Genomic DNA, 20,686 nt, shown 5'->3' with positions numbered 1-20,686 from the left:
ACCCCGTGGTTTGATGGCGGATCCCCGGGGCCGAGCCCCGAGGATAATGGTCAGGCCCGGCCGCTCGCCGCTCAGCCCGCCTTCTTCGCCTCGTCCGCCATATGCGCGCGGATGATCGAGGCGAAATCAGCATCGGCGGTGAAGCCGAGCGAGAGCGCGCGCGCCGGGTCGAAGTCGCGGGCCCAGCCGGCGACGATGGTGGCGATCTTCTCGTCCGGCACGCGCTTCACGCGGGCGACGACGTCGTCGCCGGCGACTTGGCGCAGCGTCTCCAGCATCTCGCCGACGGTGACGGAGAGGCCGGGCATGGTGAGCGAGCGGCGGGCGCCGAGCGGGGCGGTATCGAGGGTTGCTGCATGCATCAGGAAGCCGACCGCCGAGGCAGGGCTTGCGGCCCAGTGGCGGACGTCGTCGCCGACCGGCAGGATCGCTTCCTGGCCCGCCAGCGGCTCGCGGATGATGCCGGAGAAGAAGCCGGACGCGGCCTTGTTGGGCTTGCCGGGGCGCACGATGATGGTCGGCAGGCGGATGCCGATGCCGTCGAGGAAACCCTTGCGGGAATAGTCGGCGAGCAGCAGTTCGCAGATCGCCTTCTGGGTGCCGTAGCTGGTCAGCGGCGCCGTGAGGAAGGTGTCGGAGATCTTGTCCTCGAACGGCGTGCCGAACACCGCGATCGAGGAGGTGAAGACGAGCCTTGGCTTGTAGCCGCCCCCGGTCAGGCGGATCGCCTCGAGGAGGTGGGTCATGCCGTCGAGGTTGATCCGGTACCCCTTCTCGAAATTCTCCTCGGCCTCGCCGGAGACGATGGAGGCGAGGTGGAAGATGAGGTCGGGCTTTTTGGCGACAAGCGCCTCGACGGTCGCCTTGTCAGCGATGTCACCGGCGCTGCGGGTGATCGCAATGGTCTTCTCGTCGGCGGCGACGGTGGCCTCGACGACATCGAAGAGGTCGAGGGCGGTGATCGCGCTATCGCCGACCTTGCCCTCGGCGACGAGGCGCTCGGTCAGCTTGTGCCCGACCATGCCGGCGGCGCCGAGTATCAGAATGCGCATGTAGTCCTCCCTGGTATGCTTGTTTTTGGCAAGGCGCCGTTTGTTTGAGAGCTGCGTCCCTCTTGAAAGACGAGGTCGAGCCCTTTCAATTTCGTCATCCCGGGCTTGACCCGGGATCCATTCCTCCGCGCGTCAGGCGCACTCCGGTTCAGAATATCGGAAGGTCCACCGCCCTGGGGCATGTTAAGCGATTTGGAATGGATCCCGGATCAAGTCCGGGATGACGAAGTTTGGGCGTCGCGTTCTGCGTTTAGGGCTCTGAGCTCTTAAGCGATGCGACTATTTCGCGTACGGCGCGATGTTCCGTCGCCGTCGCCGTCGCCCTCGTCCCCGCGAGCCCTACAGCGTCCAGCCGCCGTCGATCACCTGCATCGTGCCGGTGGTGAACGCGCTTTCATCCGACGCAAGGTACAGCGCCAGCGCCGCGATCTCCGCCGGCTTGCCGAGGCGGCCCATCGGCTGGCGGGAGATGAACAGCTCCTCGGCCTTGTCGCGGCCGCCGATTTTCGCGCCGAGCGTGTCCATGCGCTCGCCGAGCGAGGGCGATTCGATCGTGCCGGGGCAGATGGCGTTGCAGCGGATGCCGCGCTTGACGAAGTCGATGGCGATCGAGCGCGTGAGGCCGAGCACCGCGGCCTTCGAGGCCATGTAGGCGTAGCGGTTCTCGGCGCCCTTGATCGTCGAGGCGGCGGAGGAGATGTTGATGATAGAGCCGCCGCCGTTCTCCAGCATGCGCGGCAGGAGGCCGGAGATCATCCGGTGCATCGCCTTGACGTTGAGGTCGAAGGAGAAGTCCCAGTCCTTTTCAGTGCAGTCGAGGATGGTGCCGTGGTGGACGTAGCCGGCGCAGTTGAACAGGATGTCGGGCGTCGGCAGCCCGGCGGCATAGGCGGCAACAGCGGCCGAATTGGTGACGTCGAGCTGCGCGGTCTCGACCGTGCCGAAAGCCTCCAGCCCTTTCAGCTTGGCCACGTCGAGGTCGCTGGCGTGAACGGTCGCGCCCTCGGCCAGGAAGGTTTCGACGACCTGGCGGCCGATGCCCTGGCCGGCGGCCGTGCAGACCGCGATCTTTCCCTGGAGCCGTCCCGCCATCTCTTCTCTCCCGCTGCGCATGGCTTGCCCGGCGCCTCCGCGCCCGGTTCTCGACCGCGAGCTATACAGGTTTTCAGCTGGGATACCAGTTGCCGCGGCGGTATCTCTAGTGCCCCCGGCCGCGCCTATTCGCCGCCGAGAAAGCCCTTGCGGCGGAGCCAGACATAGACAGCGGCGGCCGAGCCGAGGGCGATCAGCCCGGCGACGAACGTGCCCCAGGACGACTGCGCCAGCGGGAAGCCGCCGGTGTTCATGCCGAAGAAACCGGTGACGAGCGTCGCCGGCAGCAGCAGAGCGGAGAGGATCGAGAGGACGTAGAGGTTGCGGTTGGTGCGCTGCGCCGCCTGCAGGTCCAGTTCGTCGCGCAGCAGCCGGAGGTCGGTCTGAGTGCCCAGCACGTCGGCATCGAGCGAAGCGGTGCGCTGGGAAAGCTTTTCGACCGCCGGCAGCAATGCACCCGGCAGGTCCTCGTCAGCCTCCAGCCGCTGCAGCACCGCCCTGATCCCCGAGAGCTGGCGGTGCAGCTGCACGGCCTTGCGGCGGACGGCGACGAGGGTGCGCTGGTCCGGCTGCCAGCCATCGGCGAGGAGGGCGTCCTCGCTGGTCTGGACCGTCGTCTGCAGCGCCACGGCATTCTTGCCGGCGACCTCGAGAATGGCGCTGAGGAGCAGTTCCAGCGCGGCCGCCGGCCCGCGCGGCGCCTGACCCCGGTCGATCCGCCGCTTGACGAGGTCGGCGGCATTCAGCGGGTGGTGGCGGGCGGTGACCATCAGGTCATTCGACAGCGCAAAGCGCAGCGCGCCCATGCGCGAGGTCTCGCCATGGCCGAAATCGACCTCGACGTCGTGCAGGACGCACGCGACAAATCCCGCCTCAACCAGCGCCCGCTGGTGCGTGTCGGGCGACAGCAGAAGCTCGCTGACGGGAAGCGGCAAGGCGCCGTTTGCCTCGATCCAGCGGCAGCTCGACTGGTCGGCGATGTTGAGGTGCAGCCAGCGAAACGCGCCCGGCGCCGGCGCGGGCAGCGTCGCCAGGCTGTCCTCGCCCAGCGGCAGGACGACATCGCCGGCGTCGACGCCCCAGATCAGGCCCGATGGCGTCATCATGCGGGATCGCGGCTAGTAGCGCTCGGGCACGTGCATCTCGTCCGGCACGGGGTGGCGGACATAGTCGTCGTGCCGCTCGCGCGGCGGCAGCGTCACCGGCGGCTTCACCACGTCCTGGTAGGGGATCTGCTGCAGGAGATGGGCGATGCAGTTGAGGCGCGCACGCTTCTTGTCGACCGCCTCGACCACCCACCAGGGCGCTTCGACGATGTGCGTCCGCTGCAGCATGGCCTCCTTGGCACGGGTGTAATCCTCCCAGCGGCGGCGCGATTCGACGTCCATCGGCGAGAGCTTCCACTGCTTCAGCGGATCGTTGATGCGCATGTGGAAGCGGAATTCCTGCTCCTCGTCGGTGATCGAGAACCAGTACTTGATGAGGATGATGCCCGAGCGCACCAGCATGCGCTCGAAATCGGGCACCGTGCGGAAAAAATCCTCCACCTCTTCGGCCGTGCAGAAGCCCATCACCCGCTCGACGCCGGCGCGGTTGTACCAGGAGCGGTCGAACAGCACCATTTCGCCGGCCGCCGGCAGGTGCGGCACGTAGCGCTGGAAATACCACTGGCTGCGCTCGCGCTCGCTCGGGGCGGGGAGCGCCACGACGCGGCAGACCCGCGGGTTCAGCCGCTGGGTGATGCGCTTGATGGCGCCGCCCTTGCCGGCGGAATCGCGGCCCTCAAAGATCACCACGACCTTCAGCTTCTGGTCCTGCACCCAGTCCTGCAGCTTCACCAGTTCGCGCTGCAGGCGGAACAGTTCCTTGAAATAGACCCGGCGGTCCATCGAGTGGCCATGGCCGACGCCGTCGAGGCTTTCCTCGTCGAGCGTCATCTCCATTTCTTCGTCGACGGAGTCGGCGATCTCGTCGCGGATGCGGTCGTAGAAGGCGGCGGTCTCGGCGAGTTCGTCCATGGAAGCGCTCCGGCAGGTTTTCTGAGCCATGGCGGTTTTTTGTTACCGATTTGTGACGCCAAGCGGGCGGCGACGGTGCCTCGATTCCCCTGGAGGCCTTGCTGCCCGGGCGAAACTCTCCTAGCCTCTTCCTCGCTCCTTGCCTGCAATCGGCTGGGACCCCCTGCAATCGCCGCGGGCTAGACATGCCGGGCTGGCCCGCTATACCGCCGGGTGTAGATTGCAGCGATGGTGCGATGCCCTTTCATATCAAGAACCCCGACACCGACGCACTGGCCCGCCGCTATGCGAGCCTCAAGAAGCTAGGCCTGACGGAGGCAGTGCATCTGGCGCTGGAAGAGGCGTTGATGCGGGAGGCGGCAAAACCCTCGCTGCCGGATGTCGCCGCCGGATTCTACCGCGAGCTGAAGGCGCGCAGCCTTGCCGCCAAGGCAGCTGGCAAGAGCGATGGCCCGGCGCCGGATCCGGCAGGCTGATGTTCGTCGATGCCTCCGCGCTCATCGCCATGCTCACCGACGAGGACGAGGCCCGGATCTTTGCCGCCCGGCTGCAGGCCTCGGCGAAGCGCCTGACCTCGCCGTCGGCGGTGCTGGAGGCGGTCGTCGCCCTCGCGGCCGTGCTCGGCTTACCGCTCGACGAGGCGGAGGTTGAGGTGAAGCGGTTTCTCGAGCTGATGGGCATCCAGACGGTCGCGGTGCCGGTGCAGGCTTTGCCGCTCGCCGTCGCCGCCCTTGCGCGCTACGGCCGCAGCGCTGCCCGCCCGGCGGGGCTGGAGACGGCTGACGCCCTCGCCTATGCCGCCGCGCGCTACTACCGGGTGCCACTGCTCTACAAGGGCGGGCGTTTTGCGGGGACGGACATCGAGGCAGCCTGACGCCCTCAGGCGGTCCGGAAGCCGCCCGGCGGCCGGGCTTGACCCGGCGGGGCGTTTGCGGTTCTGAAGGCTTCCGGCCGCCGCCACCCGGCGCCGATCCGATTTCACCGAGAGGTACCGCGATGACCATCCGAGTCCACAAGGGCGACCTTCCCGACCTCGCCCGCTACACCGGCTCGGTCGCCATCGACACCGAGACGCTCGGCCTCGACACAAGGCGGGACCGGCTCTGCGTCGTGCAGCTGTCGCCGGGCGACGGCACCGCCGACATCGTCCAGATCGCCAAGGGCCAGCGCGAGGCGCCGAACCTTTGCAAGCTCCTCGCCGACCCGACCAAGACCAAGATCTTCCACTATGCCCGCTTCGACATCGCCGCGCTCTACCACGCTTTCGGCACCATGACCGAGCCGGTGTTCTGCACCAAGATCGCCTCGCGCCTGACCCGCACCTATACCGACCGGCATGGCCTGAAGGATCTTGCGCGCGAGCTCGTCGGCGTCGACCTCTCCAAGCAGCAGCAGTCCTCGGACTGGGCGGCCGAGACCTTGACCCAGGCCCAGCTGGAATACGCCGCCTCCGACGTGCTCTATCTCCACGACATGATGGGCGTGCTCCTCAAGCGCCTCGAGCGCGACGACCGCCTGGCGATCGCGAAGGCGAGCTTCGCCTACCTGCCGACCCGGGCGAAACTCGACTTGCTCGGCTGGGACAACGAGGACATTTTCTCGCATTCGGCGTGAGGTCTTTCCGACCACGCGAGGCACGACCTCTCAGGTCGTCATCCTCGGGGCCTTAGCCCCGGGGACCCATGCCAGGCCTTCACACAACACGATCGGGTCGACATTCCCGAGGTTCTGAACGAAAGCATGGTCAGGCGGACTCGGCATGGGTCCCCGGCCTCCGGCCGAGGATGACGACCGTCAAGCGCAGGCGCCTTTCGGTCGGAAACCGTTAGCGACAGGGCAGCCTGTAACGGCGCTAAGTTTTAAGACCCTACGCCAGCACCCGCAGCGCCTCGCGCACGTCGATCCGGCCGTCGTACAGCGCGCGGCCGGAGATCGCGCCCTCGAGCTTGGCGGCGTCCGGCGCGGCAAGCCGCTCGATGTCGGTCATCGAGGCGAGGCCGCCGGAGGCGATGACGGGGATGCGGACGGCGTCGGCGAGGGCGATGGTGGCGTCCCAGTTGATGCCGGCGAGAATGCCGTCGCGGTCGATGTCGGTGTAGATGATGGCTGCAACGCCCGCGTCCTCGAAGCGCCGGGCCATCTCGGTCACCGAGAGCGCCGAGGTCTCGGCCCAGCCCTCGACCGCCACTCTGCCGCCCTTGGCGTCGATGCCGACGGCGATCTGGCCGGGAAAGCGCCGCGCGGCTTCCTTCACCAGCGCGGGATCGCGCACCGCGACGGTGCCGAGGATGACGCGCGACAGGCCGCGGCCGAGCCAGGCCTCGATGTCGGCAAGCGTCCGGATGCCGCCGCCGAGCTGCACTTTCATCTTCGACCCCACGGCGGCGACGATCGCCTCCACCGCCGCGCCGTTCACCGCCCGGCCCTCGAAGGCGCCGTTGAGATCGACGACGTGGAGATGGCTGAAGCCGAGCTCGCGGAAGTCGCGCGCCTGGGCGGCGGGATCGGCGTTGTAGACGGTGGCTTGGTCCATGTCGCCGAGCTTCAGGCGCACGCAGGCGCCTTCCTTCAGGTCGATGGCGGGAAAGAGGATGGGCATATCGGGACTTTCGGGCTTTACGGCTTCCACCGCAGGAAATTGGTGAGGAGGGCGAGGCCGAGGGTCTGGCTCTTCTCCGGGTGGAATTGCGTCCCAGCCTTGTTGTCGCGGACCACCATGGCGGTGACGGCGCCGCCGTAGTCGGTGGTGGCGAGGACGTCGTCCGGGTGCTCGGCGGCGAGCTGATAGGAGTGGACGAAATAGGCGTGGAGGCCGGTCTCGCCGGTGGGAATACCGTCCAGCAGCGGGTGCGGGCGGTGGGCGGTCAGCGTGTTCCAGCCGATCTGCGGGATTTTCAGCGCGGGGTCGGCGGGGACGATGGGCACGACGTCGCCGGGGATCCAGCCGAGGCCCTCGGTGATGGTCTTCTCAAGCCCGCGCGCGGCCATCAGCTGCATGCCGACGCAGATGCCGAGGAAGGGCCGGGCCTTTGCCTCGACGGCCTCGCGCAGCGCCTCGACCATGCCCTCGACGGCGCCGAGGCCGCTGCGGCAGTCGGCATAGGCGCCGACGCCGGGCAGAACGATGCGGTCGGCGGCGCGCACCGTCTCGGGATCGTCGGTGAGCACCACGGCGGTGTCGAGCCCGGCCTCGGCGGCGGCGCGTTCGAAGGCCTTCGTCGCCGAGCGCAGATTGCCCGAGCCGTAGTCGATGATCGCAAGGGTCTCGGGCATTATCTCAGTCCTTCAGGGTCGAGCAGGCTGCGGCCGCGGCCTCGCTCGAAGGGAGCGGCGGGTCCGGGGCTCTCGGCGATCGCGTCGGCGACGGTCGGCGGGGGCGTGCCGGCATAGTAAAGGATGGCGGCCTCGTCCTCGTCGTCCGCCTCGACCACGGCGGCCTCGCGAAAGCCGCGGCGTCGCAGCCGGCCGGCGCGCAGGCTCGGGCCCTCCAGCGCCACGAGGACGCCGAGCGCCAGCGGCAGAACGGCGGCGGCGGCGCCGAGCCCCGGCACATCGGACAGAAGGCCGAGGAGGATCACCGCGGCGAGCACCACGAGGCCCGCGAGAATCAGCCCGTAGCGAAACAGCCAGAGGAAGGGAAACAGCACCGCCCACTTCGCCATCGCATCGCGCACCAGCACCGCCCGCTCGCTCTTGGCGGGCGCCTCGCCGATCCCTGCCGGCGGCTCGAAGACGATGTAGCGTGCCATCCCCGTCCTCTTACGCCAGCATGCCCTTGGTGGACGGCACGAGGTCGGCCTGGCGTAGGTCGATCTGCACCGCCTCGCCCAGCACCCGCGCCACCGCCTTGAAGCAGGTCTCGGCGATGTGGTGGGCGTTCTCGCCGTAGAGGTTCTGGAGGTGCAGCGTGATGCCGGCATTCTGCGCCAGCGCCTGGAAGAACTCGCGCACCAGCTCGGTGTCGAAAGTACCGATTTTTTCGCGCGGGAACTCGACCTTGAAGACGAGGAAGGGCCGGCCGGACACGTCGACCGCGGCGCGCGTGAGGCACTCGTCCATAGCAAGGTCGAGCGAGGCGTAGCGGCGGATGCCGCGCCGCTCGCCCAGCGCCTGGCGGATGGCCTGGCCGATGGCGATGCCGGTATCCTCGACGGTGTGGTGGTCGTCGATGTGGAGGTCGCCCCTCGCCTCGATCACCAGGTCGATCATCGAGTGGCGGCCGAGCTGCTCCAGCATGTGGTCGAAGAAGCCGACGCCGGTCGCGGTCTTCACCATGCCCGTGCCGTCGAGATCGACGCGGGCGTGGATCCTTGTTTCCTTGGTCTCGCGCGTCACCTCGCCGGTCCGCCGTCCCGCCATGCCGATCGTCCTTTCCTGATTGCCCTCTCGCTTTAGACGAGATCGCGCCCGGAGCGAAAGGGTTTTGCGCCAAGGCCCCGTCGTTCCGCTGCCGCTTCGGGCTCGCGTGCCGGCAGCAGTGGGGACGCGGATTGGCGCCGGGCCGCGGCGCGCTTACATGAGGGGCGGAAAGACGGCACCGGCCGTCCCGCCCGCCTCGGGCGACAGAGATTTTGGACAGAGCGAGAACCATGGAAAAGCACGATCCCGCCCAGATGTACTCGACCACCATCGTCACCGTGCGCAAGGGCGGCAAGGTGGTCATCGCCGGCGACGGGCAGGTCTCGCTCGGCAACACCATCATGAAGGGCAATGCGAGAAAAGTCCGCCGTATCGGCAAGGGCGGGGCGGTGATCGCGGGGTTTGCCGGCGCGACGGCCGACGCCTTCACGCTCCTGGAGCGGCTGGAGGCCAAGCTCGAGCAGTATCCGGACCAGCTGATGCGCGCCTCGGTCGAGCTTGCCAAGGACTGGCGCACCGACCGGTACCTCCGCCGGCTGGAGGCGATGATGCTCGTCGCCGACAAGTCGATCACCCTGGCGCTGACCGGCAATGGCGACGTGCTGGAGCCGGAGGGCGGCATCATGGCGATCGGCTCGGGCGGCAATTACGCGCTGGCCGCGGCGCGGGCGCTCGGCGACACCGATTTCGGCGCCGAGGAGATCGCCCGTCGGGCGATGAAGATCGCCGGCGAGATCTGCATCTACACCAATGGCAACATTGTGCTGGAAAGCATCGACGAGGCCTGATCGTCCTGGCAGTGCAGCGGCAGCTGCCGGCCGGAGAGGGCGCCTCCGGTCCGGAGGCTCTCTAGAGGCCGGCCGGCCCGCATTCCTGCGGGCTCGGCGACCGGCGGCCAGCGACAGGCGGCCGAGGGCATGGCCTCGGTGGCTCTGCGGCTGGCGGTGACGGCCGCCAATGTGCATAGCTCCGGACGGCCGCTTGCCCCGTCGATGAAGGATGCCATCGCTTGCCCTGGAGAAGTCAGCTGAGCATCCGCCGGGTGCGTCTCGTCACAGGCTGGATCCTCTTCGCTTTCGTCGCGATGCACCTCCTCAACCATGCGCTCGGGCTGATCTCAGTTGGGGCGATGGAGCGCGGCCGGGGATGGTTCAACCTCGTCTGGGGCAATGCGGTCGGCACGCTGCTCTTCTACGGGGCACTCGCCGTGCATTTTGCGCTGGCGCTGCAGGCGCTCTACCGCCGGCGGACCTTGCGCATGCCGGCGCGCGAGGCGTTGCACCTGGTCCTCGGCATCGGCCTGCCGCTGCTGCTGATCCCGCACATCGTCGCGCTGCGCATCGCGCCGATCTCGACTGGCCATTTTCTGGACTACGGCCGGGTCGTCCATTCGCTCTGGAACAATCCGGTCGCCGGTTGGCGGCAGGTGGCGGCGCTGCTGGTCGCCTGGACGCATGGCTGCCTCGGCCTGTGGTTCTGGCTGCGGCCGCGCGACTGGTTCGCCCGGGTGAAGCCCCTGTTCCACGCGGCGGCCTTGCTGGTGCCGGTGGTCTCGCTGCTGGGCTTTGCGAGTGCCGGCAAGGACATCGACGACGGGCTCTACCGCGTCACCTTCTATCCCGCTTCCGCCGACGGCATGCGCCTCGCCAGCGACGCAACGCTCGCGCTTTATGGCCTCTGCCTCGGCAGCGTCGCGCTGGTGCTGATCGCGCGCGCCATGAGCCGCCACCGCCGCCTGCAGCGCGGCTTCCGCGTCACCTATCCCAATGGCCGGGTGATCGCCGTGCCGCCCGGGGCCAGCGTGCTGGAGGCAAGCCGCATGGGCCAGATCCCGCACGTCGCCGTCTGCGGCGGCAAGGGCCGCTGCTCGACCTGCCGGGTAAGGGTGGTGCAGGGGCTCGCCGAGCAGCCCGCCGCCAGCGCGGAAGAGCAGGCGACGCTCGACCGGATCGGCGCGCCCGACGACATCCGGCTCGCCTGCCAGCTTCGGGCGGTGAGCGACGTCAGCGTCGCCCCGGTGCTCGTCGCCGGCGAGTTGCCGCGCGCCGGCGCGACCCAGGAAGTGCGCTCGGCCGGCTCGGAGCGGCGGATCGCGGTCCTCTTCTGCGACATCCGCGGCTTCACGCGGATGACCGAGCGGCGGCTGCCTTACGACACCGTTTTCCTGCTCAACCGCTACTTCGCCGCCGTCGGCGAGGCGATCGAAAGCTCGGGCGGCTATATCGACAAGTTCATCGGCGACGGCGCCATGGCGCTGTTCGGCCTCGGCAAGCCGGAGGACGAGGCCTGCGCCGATGCGATCCTCGCCGCCGCCCGCATCGTGCGCGCGGTGGCCGCGCTCGACCGGCAGCTGACACGCGAGCTCGGCGGCGAGCGCCTGCGCGTCGCCATCGGCCTCCACACCGGGCCGGCGATCGTCGGCCGCATGGGCTACGGCCGCGCCGTCAACCTCACCGTCGTCGGCGACACCATCAACACCGCGAGCCGCCTCGAGGGCGTCGCCAAGCTCCACGACGCCGACCTCGTAATGTCCCTCGACCTTGCCCGCCGCGGCGGCCTGTCCGACGCCGCCGGCGAGCGGCGCGAGGTGGAGATCCGCGGCAGAGCCGCGCTGCTCGACGTGGTGATCGCACGGGACGCGAAGGCGGTGGACGGGTTTTTGGCGGGGGCGGCTTAGGGGCTGCGGGAGATAGGTCGTCGGAAAGCCGACCCGTGCCGAGCAGCCGGGCTACCGCGCTATCCGCGAAAGGTCATTCCTGCGCCTCAGCCTCCGGCCTTTGCGGAAGGCATCGGTACGGCGCCGTCCTCGTGGCCGTCCTCTCGGCCAGAATCGTCAACGATCGCGAACCTGGCGAAGGCAGCCGCCAGCGCGGTGGCCAGCGCCGACGGCGGTACCGCGTTCCTCTGTTGAGCGAGGACGGTGATGGCCGATGCGACGTCCGGCGAGACGGTCATCATCCTGGCGGCATCGTTGACGCGGCTTTGCCATCCGGGTCCCGAAGCGCGCAGCCTTTCCAGAACGTCATCATCCAGTCTGACGGAGACCAGGGTCTTGCGCCGAACGGGGCCTGGCTTGCGGGCTTTCGCGAGCGCCGCGTGGACTTCCGGCAGCGCTTCGCGCATCGGGCGCAGGGTCGCGAGTTCTGCGTCCGTCAATTCAGGGCTGTCGACCGCGTCCCAGTCCTCGCGGGTATAGCCGCGGGCGGCAGCCTGAGGTGCGTCAAAGTCTTTCGGCATAGGCTTTTTTCTCCTTTTCAGAAGCCGGGCGCATGCTGATGACGGACAGGGCTTTAGAGCCGAGCTGGACGAAGATGACGGTGATGATGCCGTCGATCTCGCCAATCGCCTTCAGGCGTGTGCCGTTGGCCGCGCCCACAAAAGCGTCCGCGAAGAAGCCGGGGTCGAGATCGGCAAAGTCCATTCCGTGCTTGACGAGATTGGCCTGCCGTTTCGGCTCGTCCCACACGATCTTCATCACCTGTATCTACAGGATGTAAGCGTTGACCGCTATGCCGTCGAGAAGGGGAAAGCGAGAGGCTAAGCGACCTCCCTCGCAGCGGGTCCGCGAGGCTTTGGAGCGCCAGAGTCAGCGGGCTTCGCCGTCGAGTTCGACGCTGCTTCAGCGCAATGCCGCTACTCAGCGACGCCCGGGAAGCCGTATCGTATAACTTAAAACGTGGAGAGTTTAATTGGTGGAGCCAGACGGAATCGAACCGACGACCTCTTGCATGCCATGCAAGCGCTCTCCCAACTGAGCTATGGCCCCACTGGATCGCTGCCGAAGCGCGAACCTTGTCACGAAGCGTTTGGGGCGCTTCGCTCGTGGCGGGTTCATACTGAAGCCCGGCGGAGAGATCAAGCGGGAAATCCGCCGATCTTGAGAAAGTGCCGCCCGAAGAGGATTTTCGGGCGGCGGCAGGGGACAGAACGGCGCATGCCGGTCGTTGTCGGGTGCCAGAACGGCGAATGCCGTTCGTCGCGGGTGTTTAAAGAGGCGAGTGCCGTCAGTCGTCGTCGTCGTCGCGCGAGCCGATGATGTCGGTCATGTCGTCGTCTTCGTCCTCGTCCGGCTCGAGGAAGGTGTCGTCGGCGTCCTCGACCTCGACTTCCTCGTCGTCGTCGACGTCGATCACCTCGTCCTTGGCCGCGACTTCCTCGTCTTCCTCGACATCGGTCAGCGAGACGGTCTCGACGGCGTCGCTCTCGGCCTCGACGACCTCGACCTCCTCCTCCTCTTCCGCCTCGGGCTGGACGACGGCCGCGCCGCGCTTGGCCCGGGCCGGGATCTCGAAGAAGCTGATCGGGTAGCTCGTGCCGGTATAGGGCGAGACGATCGGGTCTTTGTTCAGATCGTAGAACTTCCGGCCGGTCTCCGGGCAGATGCGTTTGGTACCAAGTTCGGGATTCGCCATGCTCGCCTCGCGTTGAATGTCAAAGTCTTCGGCCGTCAGTGCCGGGGCTTGCCCCGAGCCGTTTCCGAGGCCGCCGCGCAGCGCATTTGAGCACCGCCGCCGACAGGGCTTTCGGAAGAAAAAACCGGTGGGTCCCTTACGTCGTGCCCGGGCCCTTGTCAAAGCAGGGTCCTTGCGCGCCCTTGGCGACGATTGCGCCCCCGCGAGGGTGACGCAAGGGTTTTTCTCGTGGTAACGCAGCCCGATGCGGCGGGGGGCCGGCGCTGCCGGCGCAAAATGACCGCCGCAGGATGCGTAAGCCCCGAAATGGTGCGTGTGGAAGAGGGCGACAAGCCATGAGTGGACATGTTTCGATCCCCCGGCCGATGAAGGCGGCGCGCAGCGGCGGCCTCAGCGGTTCCGCCCGCGTCCCCGGCGACAAGTCGATCTCGCACCGCGCCTTCCTGTTCGGCGGCATCGCCGCCGGCCGCACCCGCGTCACCGGCCTCCTCGAGGGCGAGGACGTGCTGGCCACGGGCCGGGCCATGACGGCGATGGGCGCCCGCATCGAAAAGGCCGCGGATGGCGCCTGGCTGGTCGACGGCGTCGGCAATGGCTGCCTGCTCGAGCCCGAGGGCGTCATCGATTTCGGCAATGCCGGTACCGGCGTGCGCCTGACCATGGGCCTCGTCGGCCCCTATGATTTCGGCGCCACCTTCGTCGGCGACGCCTCGCTGTCGCGCCGGCCGATGGGCCGGGTGCTGGATCCGCTGCGGCTGATGGGCGTCCAGGTCGCCGGCCGCACCAAGGACCGGCTGCCGCTGTCGATCCGCGGGCCGCGGGTCGCAGCCCCCATCACCTACCGCGTGCCGATGGCGTCCGCCCAGGTGAAATCCGCTGTGCTGCTCGCCGGCCTCAACGCGCCCGGCATCACCACGGTGATCGAGCCGGTGATGACCCGCGACCACACCGAGAAGATGCTGGAAGGGTTCGGCGCCAAGATTTCCGTCGAGACGGATGCCGCGGGCGTGCGCACCATCGCGCTGGAGGGCCAGGGCCGGCTCGTCGGCGTGCCGGATTTCGTGGTGCCGGGCGATCCGTCCTCGGCGGCCTTCCCGATCGTCGCCGCGACCATCGTGCCGGGCTCGGACGTCCTCGTCGAGAACGTCCTGATGAACCCGACGCGCACCGGTCTCGTCGCGACGCTCCTCGAGATGGGCGCGTCGATCGAGATCCTGAACCCGCGCTCGTCCGGCGGCGAGGACGTCGCCGACCTCCGGGTCCGCCACGCCGCGCTGAAGGGCGTCTCGGTGCCGGCCGAGCGGGCGCCCTCGATGATCGATGAATACCCGGTGCTCGCCATCGCCGCCGCCTTCGCCGAGGGCACGACGGTCATGCCCGGCCTCGATGAGCTCCGCGTCAAGGAGAGCGACCGCCTCGCCGCCGTCGCCGCGGGTCTCGCCGCCAACGGCGTCGCGCACGAGGAGGGACCGGACTGGCTCACCGTCACCGGCCGGCCGGATGGCAAGGGCCTCGGCGGCGGCACAGTGGTCACCCATCTCGACCACCGCATCGCCATGGCCTTCCTCGTCCTCGGCCTGGCGTCGGAAAAGCCAGTCGAGATCGACGACGCCGCGATGATCGCCACCAGCTTCCCGCAGTTCGTCGGGCTGATGGAAGGCCTCGGCGCGGTGCTCGTCGCCGCCTGATGGCCGTCTGGCCGCTCCTCGGGCTCTTGGTGCTGCTTGCGCCGCTCGCCGCTGTCTACGGCCTGCGCAAGGCCAAGCGGGCGCGCGACCGCGTCGCCGCCGGCCGACGGTCGCTGTGGGGGCAAGGGCTGCGCATGCTCGTCCTGCCGGCCGTCGCCTTGGTCAGCGCGGGCATGGCGGGCCGCGAATATGGCTGGATCGCCGCCGGCCAGCGTGCCGCCGAGACCGGCACGACCGCCGTGCTGCCGACCTTCTACACCGGCAACCCGCTGATCGATCTCCTGGTCTGGTTGGCACTGTCGCTCGGCAACCTGATGCTGATCCTGTTCTTTGCGTCGATCCCTTACGTCCTCGGCAGCCTGATCGCGCTCATCCTGCTGTTCGCGGACCGGCTCGGCGCCCTGACGCTCGGTCCGACGCCGGCCCCCGACGATCCCACCGGAGACCCTTGATGCCCCTCACCATCGCCATCGACGGACCGGCCGCGGCCGGCAAGGGCACGCTCGCCAAGCGCCTCTCCGCGCATTTCCAGCTGCCCTATCTCGATACGGGCCTCCTCTACCGCGCCATCGGCAAGCTGGCAGCCGACTCCGGCGTCGACCTCGACGATCCCCTGGCCACCGCCGAAATCGCCCAGACGCTCGACACCAGCCATCTCGACGACGGCTCCCTGCGCGGCCGCGAGGCCGGGGAGCTCGCCTCGCGCGTCGCCGTGCACCCACCGGTCCGCGCGGCGCTGGAGGCGTTCCAGCGCCAGTTCGCCGCGCAGGCGGCTGGCGCCGTGCTCGACGGGCGCGACATCGGCACGGTGATCTGCCCGCAGGCGACGGTGAAAATCTTCGTCACCGCCTCGGCCGAGGTGCGGGCCCGCCGGCGTACCGACGAGCTCTCCGCCAAGGGACGCCATGTCGACTACGAGACCATCCTTGCCGAGGTGCGCGAGCGCGATGCGCGCGATGCCGGCCGGGCCGTGGCGCCGCTGAAGCCAGCGGTCGACGCGCACTTGCTCGATACCAGCGAAATGGATATAGAAACGGCATTCCTGACCGCATGCGCCTCGATCGACAGGGCGCGCGCGACCGGGGACTGAGAAGAAGGGGCGGCTTTCTCGAAAGGCCCGCCCTTTTGGCTTTGATGCAATGGGCCCGTGCCCTTGCTGAAAAGCCGATGCAGAACCCCTGCCCAAGGCCGGTCCACCGCGCCAGCCGGATCGTTTTTCGCTCGCCGAAAAACCTCTCCGGGTCCGACATCGCCGAGGCGAGACGGACGGGACCAGCCCGACGGCGACCCGAAGCACGAACCCAGACGGCGCGCTGCCTTGCCCCCGACGACACGGGGCCCGAGGTTTCCAAGGAGAACGAATGTCAAACACCAACCCGTCGCGCGATGATTTCGCTGCGCTGCTCGAAGCCTCGTACCAGGATCACGATGTCGCCGAAGGCGCCGTGGTCCGTGGCATCGTGGTTGCGATCGAAAAGGACATGGCCGTCATCGACGCCGGTCTGAAGGTCGAAGGCCGCGTCGCGCTCAAGGAATTCGCCAGCAAGGGCCAGCCCGAGCTCAAGGTCGGCGACACCGTCGAGATCTACGTCGAGCGCATCGAGAATGCCCTCGGCGAAGCCGTCCTGTCGCGCGACAAGGCGCGCCGCGAGGAGAGCTGGGTCAACCTCGAGGTCAAGTTCAACGCCGGCGAAAAGGTCGAAGGCCAGATCTTCAACCAGGTCAAGGGCGGCTTCACGGTCGACCTCGACGGCGCCGTGGCGTTCCTGCCGCGCTCGCAGGTCGACATCCGCCCGATCCGCGACGTCACGCCGCTGATGAACACCCCGCAGCCGTTCCAGATCCTGAAGATGGACAAGCGCCGCGGCAACATCGTCGTGTCGCGCCGGACCGTCCTCGAAGAGTCGCGCGCCGAACAGCGTTCGGAGATCGTGCAGAACCTCGAGGAAGGCCAGACCGTCGACGGCGTCGTCAAGAACATCACCGATTACGGTGCGTTCGTTGACCTCGGCGGCATTGACGGCCTTCTGCACGTCACCGACATGGCCTGGCGCCGCGTCAACCACCCGACCGAGATCCTGCAGATCGGCCAGACCGTCAAGGTCCAGATCATCCGCATCAACCAGGAAACCCACCGTATCTCGCTCGGCATGAAGCAGCTCGAGGCGGATCCTTGGGATGGCATCGGCGTGAAGTACCCGATGGGCGTCAAGGTCACCGGCCGCGTCACCAACATCACCGACTACGGCGCGTTCGTCGAGCTGGAGCCGGGCATCGAAGGCCTGATCCACGTCTCGGAGATGAGCTGGACCAAGAAGAACGTCCATCCCGGCAAAATCCTCTCGACCACCCAGGAAGTCGAAGTGGTCGTGCTCGAGGTGGATCCGGTCAAGCGCCGCATCTCGCTCGGTCTCAAGCAGACCCTGCAGAACCCATGGGAAGCCTTCCGCGACCAGTTCCCGATCGGCACGGTCGTCGAGGGCGAGGTCAAGAACAAGACCGAGTTCGGTCTGTTCATCGGCCTCGAGGGCGACGTGGACGGCATGGTGCACCTCTCCGACCTCGACTGGAACCGTCCAGGCGAGCAGGTCATCGAGGAGTTCAACAAGGGTGACATCGTCAAGGCGCAGGTCCTCGACGTCGACATCGACAAGGAGCGCATCTCGCTCGGCATCAAGCAGGTCGGCGGCGAGTCCGGCGCCTCGGGTGTCGGCGGCGGTCAGCCGGAGGCTCCGGCCGAGCCAGGCGATATCCGCCGTGGTTCGATCGTCACCTGCGAAGTGACGCAGGTCACCGACGGTGGCCTCGAGGTCAAGATCCTCGAGACCGACTACACCTCGTTCATTCGCCGGGCCGATCTCGCCCGCGACCGCGAGGACCAGCGTCCGGAGCGTTTCTCGGTCGGCCAGAAGGTCGATGCCCGCGTCACGCAGTTCGACAAGAAGGCCCGCCGCGTCGGCGTGTCGATCAAGGCCCTGCAGATCGCCGAAGAGAAGGAAGCCGTCGCACAGTACGGTTCGTCCGACTCGGGCGCCTCGCTCGGCGACATCCTGGCCGCTGCCATGAAGGGCCGCGAAGAGGAATAGTCCGAAACACCGGCGGTCTTCGGACCGCCGGCCATCGGCGTCAGATGCAAAAAGGCCCGCGGGAGCGATCCCGCGGGCCTTTTTCGTTTCCGGCTCATATTCTGCCGCAGAAAGGGGCGAGCTGGGTCTACTTGTCGTCGCGCGCGCCCTCGCCGCCCTTCTTCACCGGCGATTCCGGTGCTTCGTCCTTGCGCTCGGCGGCAGCGGTGCGCTCGGCCGGCTTCGGCTCCACGGCCGGGCCGGTCTTGGCGGGACCCTCGTTCTGCGCCGCCATCGGCGATACGTCTGCGTCGGCCTGTTTCGACATGTCTTCTCTCCTGTTGTGGAAGAGAGACGCGGCCAGCCGCGGCCGGGTTCCGCGGGCCCATCCCTCACGGATCTGTGCGCCAGCGGTAACCCCCTGTTAACCCTATGACTTAACTGGCGCTTTAGTGGAACCAGTGCAGATTGTCCGGGTTATCTCAGCGATCCCTTATGGGATGATCGAGACGGGAGGGCATGAGATGGACTTCGCTGACGTGCTCGATGGCATCGCCAAGCCCGTGCCCACCGACGACGAGGGCAGCTACCGCGCCTCGGGAGCGGCCTCCGTGCCATTCTGGCAGGTGCTCGATCAGATTGGCGGCACGGCGCCCGTCGGCGGTGCCCGGCTGAAGGAAGCCTATTTCCCCGACCTGCCGCAGCAATCGCCCAAGGCCGCCTCGCCGACGCCGCAGGAGCTCAGCCTCGATCCCGAGGAAATCGCCTTCGAACTCGACATCGCAGCGGTCCGCTCGGTCGAGGAACTCTCGCATCTGCGCCGGCGCTTTGCGATGCTCAACCACCCCGACCGCACCGCCCCCTCGCTGCGCCATCGCGCCAACCAGCGCATGACGATCGCCAACACGCTGATCGACGAGGCCACGCGCCGGTTCGCGCGCTGAAGGCATGGGGCGCCGCTCTGGCGAGCGCCTCCGGCCTTTGTTAAAGTGCCCACCATGAACCTGCACATGCCGCCCTTGCACTCGGCAGACGACTTCCTGCGCTGGAACGAGGGGCGGGAGGGAAAGCGAGAGTTCGTCGCCGGGAGGGTCGTCGAGATGATGGCTGGCGTCTCTCAAGTGCATTGGAGACTGGCAAGCCGGCTGACGCTGCTGTTCGGTAATGCCATCGACGAGACCGTTTACAGTTTCGGAAACGCCGACTTCGCGGTGCTCACCCCAGGCGGCGTCCGTTATCCTGATTTCATGGTCGCTGCCATCGGGACCGATGACAAGGCGCTGGCAGCCAAGACGCCCTTCCTTATCGCCGAAATTCTGTCGCCGTCCTCTCTTGCTACCGATTTCGGCCCGAAGGTCACCGACTACACCGCCATCCCCTCGCTCCTCCACTACCTCGTCCTCAGCCAGGACGAGCCGCGCGTCTGGCTGTGGAGCCGGACCGATGGCGCCTTTGGCGAGCCAGACATGCTGATGGGGGCAGACGCCGTTCTGCCGCTCGACGGCTTCGATCTGACGCTAGGCCTTGCCGAGATCTACCGCGGCATCGCATAAGCGGGACGATTTTCGCGACGGGCGGTCCCGCAAGGCCGTTTTGCCGCGTTCCCCTGGCACCCGAAGGTGCCGCTTTCGTGGCGCCTTGGCGCGCCGGGTCGGAAAGACCGTGCGATGACCCTCAAATCCCGCATCATTCCCTGTCTCGACGTCAAGGACGGCCGCGTCGTCAAGGGCGTGCGCTTCGAGGGCCTCGTCGATGCCGGCGATCCCGTCGAGGCGGCCGCGGCCTATGACGCTGCGGGCGCCGACGAGCTCTGCTTCCTCGATATCACCGCCTCGTCCGACAACCGCGAGACGATCTTCGACGTCGTCGCCCGCACCGCCGAGCGTTGCTTCATGCCGGTGACGGTCGGCGGCGGCGTGCGCCAGGTCGCCGACATCCGAAAACTGCTGCTCGCAGGCGCCGACAAGGTGTCGATCAACACCGCCGCGGTCGCCCGGCCTGAATTGGTCGCCGAGGCCGCCGACAAGTTCGGTAACCAGTGCATCGTCGTCGCCATCGACGCTAAGCGCGTCAGCGGTGAGGGCGAAAAGGGTCGCTGGGAGATCTTCACCCATGGCGGCCGCACCGCGACCGGCCTCGACGCGGTGGAGTTCGCCCGCCGGGTGACCGCGCTCGGCGCCGGCGAGATCCTGCTCACCTCCATGGACCGCGACGGCACCAAGTCCGGCTTCGACATCGACCTCACCCGCGCGGTCGCCGATGCGGTGGCGGTGCCTGTGATCGCGTCGGGCGGCGTCGGCACGCTCGACCACCTCGTCGCCGGTATCCGCGACGGCCATGCGACCGCGGTGCTCGCCGCCTCGATCTTCCATTTCGGCACCCACACGATCGCCGAGGCGAAGGATCATATGGCGAGGGCAGGGCTGTCGATGCGGCGGGATGGCATATGAACGATTGCGTTCAGGCAACAGCGGCGCACACCCCCCTCTGCCCTGCCGGGCATCTCCCCCTCAACGGGGGAGATTGGAGGCTGGGGCGTCGGCGGTTATCGATCTCCCCACCCGTGGGGGAGATGGCCGGCAGGCCAGAGGGGGGCGGGCTGCCGCAAGCCTTCGACGTATTTCATGACACCACCGGAACAGCACGATGATTTTTAGCCTCAGCGACCTCGAAACCATCGTCGCCACCCGCGCCACCTCCGGCGACCCGGCCTCCTACACCGCGCAACTGGCGCGCAAGGGCATCGGCAAGGCGTCGAAGAAGCTCGGCGAGGAGGCGGTCGAGTGCGCCATCGCTGCCGTGTCCGAGGACGACGCCGCGGTGACCTCAGAGGCGGCGGACCTTCTCTACCACCTGATGGTCGTGCTCCACCTGAGGCAAGTGCCGCTCGGCGCGGTGATGGCCGAACTCGAGCGCCGCACCGCCGAGACGGGCCTTCAGGAGAAGGCGCGGCGGCCGGTCGATCCCGTCTCGGCCGGGACCGCCGGGACCTGATCGCCG

General features: G+C 68.0%; 25 protein-coding genes and 1 tRNA gene. 13 read left to right on the top strand and 13 right to left on the bottom strand.

What is annotated here, in order from left to right; all coding sequences use genetic code 11:
• Positions 1-71 precede the first annotated feature (71 nt).
• The 4 genes from denD to ppk2 all read right to left on the bottom strand — a co-directional run bounded on the left by denD (position 72) and on the right by ppk2 (position 4,087).
• Positions 72-1,052, bottom strand: a complete 981-nt coding sequence (gene denD / locus ACZLZQ_RS05105) for a D-erythronate dehydrogenase (RefSeq protein ID WP_472948410.1) — start codon at positions 1,050-1,052, stop codon at positions 72-74.
• A gap of 339 nt (positions 1,053-1,391) precedes the next feature.
• Positions 1,392-2,144 (bottom strand): SDR family oxidoreductase, encoded by a 753-nt coding sequence (locus tag ACZLZQ_RS05100; protein ID WP_472948409.1) that lies wholly within the window; start codon positions 2,142-2,144, stop codon positions 1,392-1,394.
• 125 nt (positions 2,145-2,269) lie between these two features.
• Positions 2,270-3,250: a CorA family divalent cation transporter gene (locus ACZLZQ_RS05095; RefSeq protein WP_472948408.1), complete on the bottom strand. Its 981-nt coding sequence runs from the start codon at positions 3,248-3,250 to the stop codon at positions 2,270-2,272.
• Positions 3,251-3,262: 12 nt separating this feature from the next.
• Positions 3,263-4,087 (bottom strand): polyphosphate kinase 2, encoded by an 825-nt coding sequence (gene ppk2 / locus ACZLZQ_RS05090; RefSeq protein ID WP_472948457.1) that lies wholly within the window; start codon positions 4,085-4,087, stop codon positions 3,263-3,265.
• A 311-nt stretch (positions 4,088-4,398) separates the two neighbouring features.
• Between ppk2 and ACZLZQ_RS05085 the strand changes: the two genes are divergently transcribed.
• The 3 genes from ACZLZQ_RS05085 to ACZLZQ_RS05075 all read left to right on the top strand — a co-directional run bounded on the left by ACZLZQ_RS05085 (position 4,399) and on the right by ACZLZQ_RS05075 (position 5,776).
• Positions 4,399-4,638 (top strand): type II toxin-antitoxin system VapB family antitoxin, encoded by a 240-nt coding sequence (locus tag ACZLZQ_RS05085; RefSeq protein WP_472948407.1) that lies wholly within the window; start codon positions 4,399-4,401, stop codon positions 4,636-4,638.
• Positions 4,638-5,036: a PIN domain-containing protein gene (locus ACZLZQ_RS05080; protein WP_472948406.1), complete on the top strand. Its 399-nt coding sequence runs from the start codon at positions 4,638-4,640 to the stop codon at positions 5,034-5,036. The genes ACZLZQ_RS05085 and ACZLZQ_RS05080 overlap by 1 nt, the downstream gene beginning before the upstream one ends.
• 122 nt (positions 5,037-5,158) lie before the next feature.
• Entirely contained in the window at positions 5,159-5,776 is a 618-nt protein-coding gene (locus ACZLZQ_RS05075; protein ID WP_472934227.1) for a ribonuclease D, read from the top strand.
• Between the two features lie 253 nt (positions 5,777-6,029).
• On the opposite strand, the gene hisA is transcribed toward ACZLZQ_RS05075, so the two are convergent.
• The 4 genes from hisA to hisB are packed head-to-tail and all read right to left on the bottom strand — an operon-like array spanning position 6,030 to position 8,521.
• Positions 6,030-6,761 carry a 1-(5-phosphoribosyl)-5-[(5-phosphoribosylamino)methylideneamino]imidazole-4-carboxamide isomerase gene (gene hisA / locus ACZLZQ_RS05070; RefSeq protein WP_472948405.1) on the bottom strand — a complete coding sequence of 244 codons (732 nt, stop codon included), beginning with the start codon at positions 6,759-6,761 and terminating at the stop codon, positions 6,030-6,032.
• Between the two features lie 17 nt (positions 6,762-6,778).
• Entirely contained in the window at positions 6,779-7,435 is a 657-nt protein-coding gene (hisH, locus tag ACZLZQ_RS05065; protein WP_472948404.1) for an imidazole glycerol phosphate synthase subunit HisH, read from the bottom strand.
• Positions 7,435-7,911, bottom strand: coding sequence for a DUF2628 domain-containing protein (locus tag ACZLZQ_RS05060; protein ID WP_472948403.1), 477 nt, complete (start codon positions 7,909-7,911; stop codon positions 7,435-7,437). Before ACZLZQ_RS05060 ends, hisH begins: the two co-directional genes overlap by 1 nt.
• A 10-nt stretch (positions 7,912-7,921) precedes the next feature.
• On the bottom strand, positions 7,922-8,521 hold the full coding sequence (gene hisB, locus ACZLZQ_RS05055; protein WP_472948402.1) for an imidazoleglycerol-phosphate dehydratase HisB: 600 nt from the start codon (positions 8,519-8,521) through the stop codon (positions 7,922-7,924).
• A 230-nt stretch (positions 8,522-8,751) separates the two neighbouring features.
• Between hisB and hslV the strand changes: the two genes are divergently transcribed.
• On the top strand, positions 8,752-9,309 hold the full coding sequence (hslV, locus tag ACZLZQ_RS05050) for an ATP-dependent protease subunit HslV (protein ID WP_472934232.1): 558 nt from the start codon (positions 8,752-8,754) through the stop codon (positions 9,307-9,309).
• A 221-nt stretch (positions 9,310-9,530) separates the two neighbouring features.
• On the top strand, positions 9,531-11,198 hold the full coding sequence (locus ACZLZQ_RS05045; protein WP_472948401.1) for an adenylate/guanylate cyclase domain-containing protein: 1,668 nt from the start codon (positions 9,531-9,533) through the stop codon (positions 11,196-11,198).
• Positions 11,199-11,284: 86 nt separating this feature from the next.
• Here the strand turns inward: ACZLZQ_RS05045 and ACZLZQ_RS05040 are convergent, their stop codons facing one another.
• The 4 genes from ACZLZQ_RS05040 to ACZLZQ_RS05025 form a co-directional block, all read right to left on the bottom strand.
• Complete coding sequence (locus ACZLZQ_RS05040) at positions 11,285-11,758, bottom strand: BrnA antitoxin family protein (RefSeq protein WP_472948400.1); 474 nt, start codon at positions 11,756-11,758, stop codon at positions 11,285-11,287.
• Positions 11,742-11,996 carry a BrnT family toxin gene (locus tag ACZLZQ_RS05035; protein WP_472948456.1) on the bottom strand — a complete coding sequence of 85 codons (255 nt, stop codon included), beginning with the start codon at positions 11,994-11,996 and terminating at the stop codon, positions 11,742-11,744. The genes ACZLZQ_RS05040 and ACZLZQ_RS05035 overlap by 17 nt, the downstream gene beginning before the upstream one ends.
• Before the next feature lie 215 nt (positions 11,997-12,211).
• Positions 12,212-12,287: transfer RNA gene (locus ACZLZQ_RS05030), tRNA-Ala, on the bottom strand.
• A 238-nt stretch (positions 12,288-12,525) separates the two neighbouring features.
• Complete coding sequence (locus ACZLZQ_RS05025; protein ID WP_472934236.1) at positions 12,526-12,933, bottom strand: TIGR02300 family protein; 408 nt, start codon at positions 12,931-12,933, stop codon at positions 12,526-12,528.
• 335 nt (positions 12,934-13,268) lie between these two features.
• Here ACZLZQ_RS05025 and aroA point away from each other — a divergent pair, with 335 nt between their 5' ends.
• From aroA to rpsA, 4 genes are all read left to right on the top strand, one after another.
• Positions 13,269-14,621: a 3-phosphoshikimate 1-carboxyvinyltransferase gene (gene aroA, locus ACZLZQ_RS05020; protein WP_472948399.1), complete on the top strand. Its 1,353-nt coding sequence runs from the start codon at positions 13,269-13,271 to the stop codon at positions 14,619-14,621.
• Positions 14,621-15,073, top strand: coding sequence for a hypothetical protein (locus tag ACZLZQ_RS05015; RefSeq protein WP_472948398.1), 453 nt, complete (start codon positions 14,621-14,623; stop codon positions 15,071-15,073). Before aroA ends, ACZLZQ_RS05015 begins: the two co-directional genes overlap by 1 nt.
• Positions 15,073-15,711 (top strand): (d)CMP kinase, encoded by a 639-nt coding sequence (gene cmk, locus ACZLZQ_RS05010; RefSeq protein ID WP_472948397.1) that lies wholly within the window; start codon positions 15,073-15,075, stop codon positions 15,709-15,711. Before ACZLZQ_RS05015 ends, cmk begins: the two co-directional genes overlap by 1 nt.
• A 271-nt stretch (positions 15,712-15,982) precedes the next feature.
• Entirely contained in the window at positions 15,983-17,707 is a 1,725-nt protein-coding gene (rpsA, locus tag ACZLZQ_RS05005) for a 30S ribosomal protein S1 (RefSeq protein ID WP_472934240.1), read from the top strand.
• 127 nt (positions 17,708-17,834) lie between these two features.
• On the opposite strand, the gene ACZLZQ_RS05000 is transcribed toward rpsA, so the two are convergent.
• Entirely contained in the window at positions 17,835-18,014 is a 180-nt protein-coding gene (locus ACZLZQ_RS05000) for a hypothetical protein (protein ID WP_472934241.1), read from the bottom strand.
• A gap of 196 nt (positions 18,015-18,210) precedes the next feature.
• Here ACZLZQ_RS05000 and ACZLZQ_RS04995 point away from each other — a divergent pair, with 196 nt between their 5' ends.
• The 4 genes from ACZLZQ_RS04995 (at position 18,211) to ACZLZQ_RS04980 (ending at position 20,680) form a co-directional block, all read left to right on the top strand.
• Entirely contained in the window at positions 18,211-18,630 is a 420-nt protein-coding gene (locus tag ACZLZQ_RS04995) for a hypothetical protein (RefSeq protein ID WP_472948396.1), read from the top strand.
• Between the two features lie 54 nt (positions 18,631-18,684).
• Positions 18,685-19,239, top strand: coding sequence for a Uma2 family endonuclease (locus ACZLZQ_RS04990; RefSeq protein ID WP_472948395.1), 555 nt, complete (start codon positions 18,685-18,687; stop codon positions 19,237-19,239).
• A gap of 114 nt (positions 19,240-19,353) precedes the next feature.
• A complete protein-coding gene (gene hisF / locus ACZLZQ_RS04985; RefSeq protein ID WP_472948394.1) occupies positions 19,354-20,136 on the top strand; it encodes an imidazole glycerol phosphate synthase subunit HisF in 783 nt (260 codons plus the stop codon).
• A 196-nt stretch (positions 20,137-20,332) separates the two neighbouring features.
• The gene (locus tag ACZLZQ_RS04980) at positions 20,333-20,680 is read left to right on the top strand and encodes a phosphoribosyl-ATP diphosphatase (protein WP_472948393.1); all 348 of its coding nucleotides are present in this window, start codon (positions 20,333-20,335) and stop codon (positions 20,678-20,680) included.
• Positions 20,681-20,686 lie beyond the last annotated feature (6 nt).

The sequence above is a fragment of the Mesocryomonas lacus genome (genome assembly GCF_055730105.2).
Note: the sequence above shows the minus strand (reverse complement) of the source record. Positions and strands in the feature narration are given on the sequence as shown.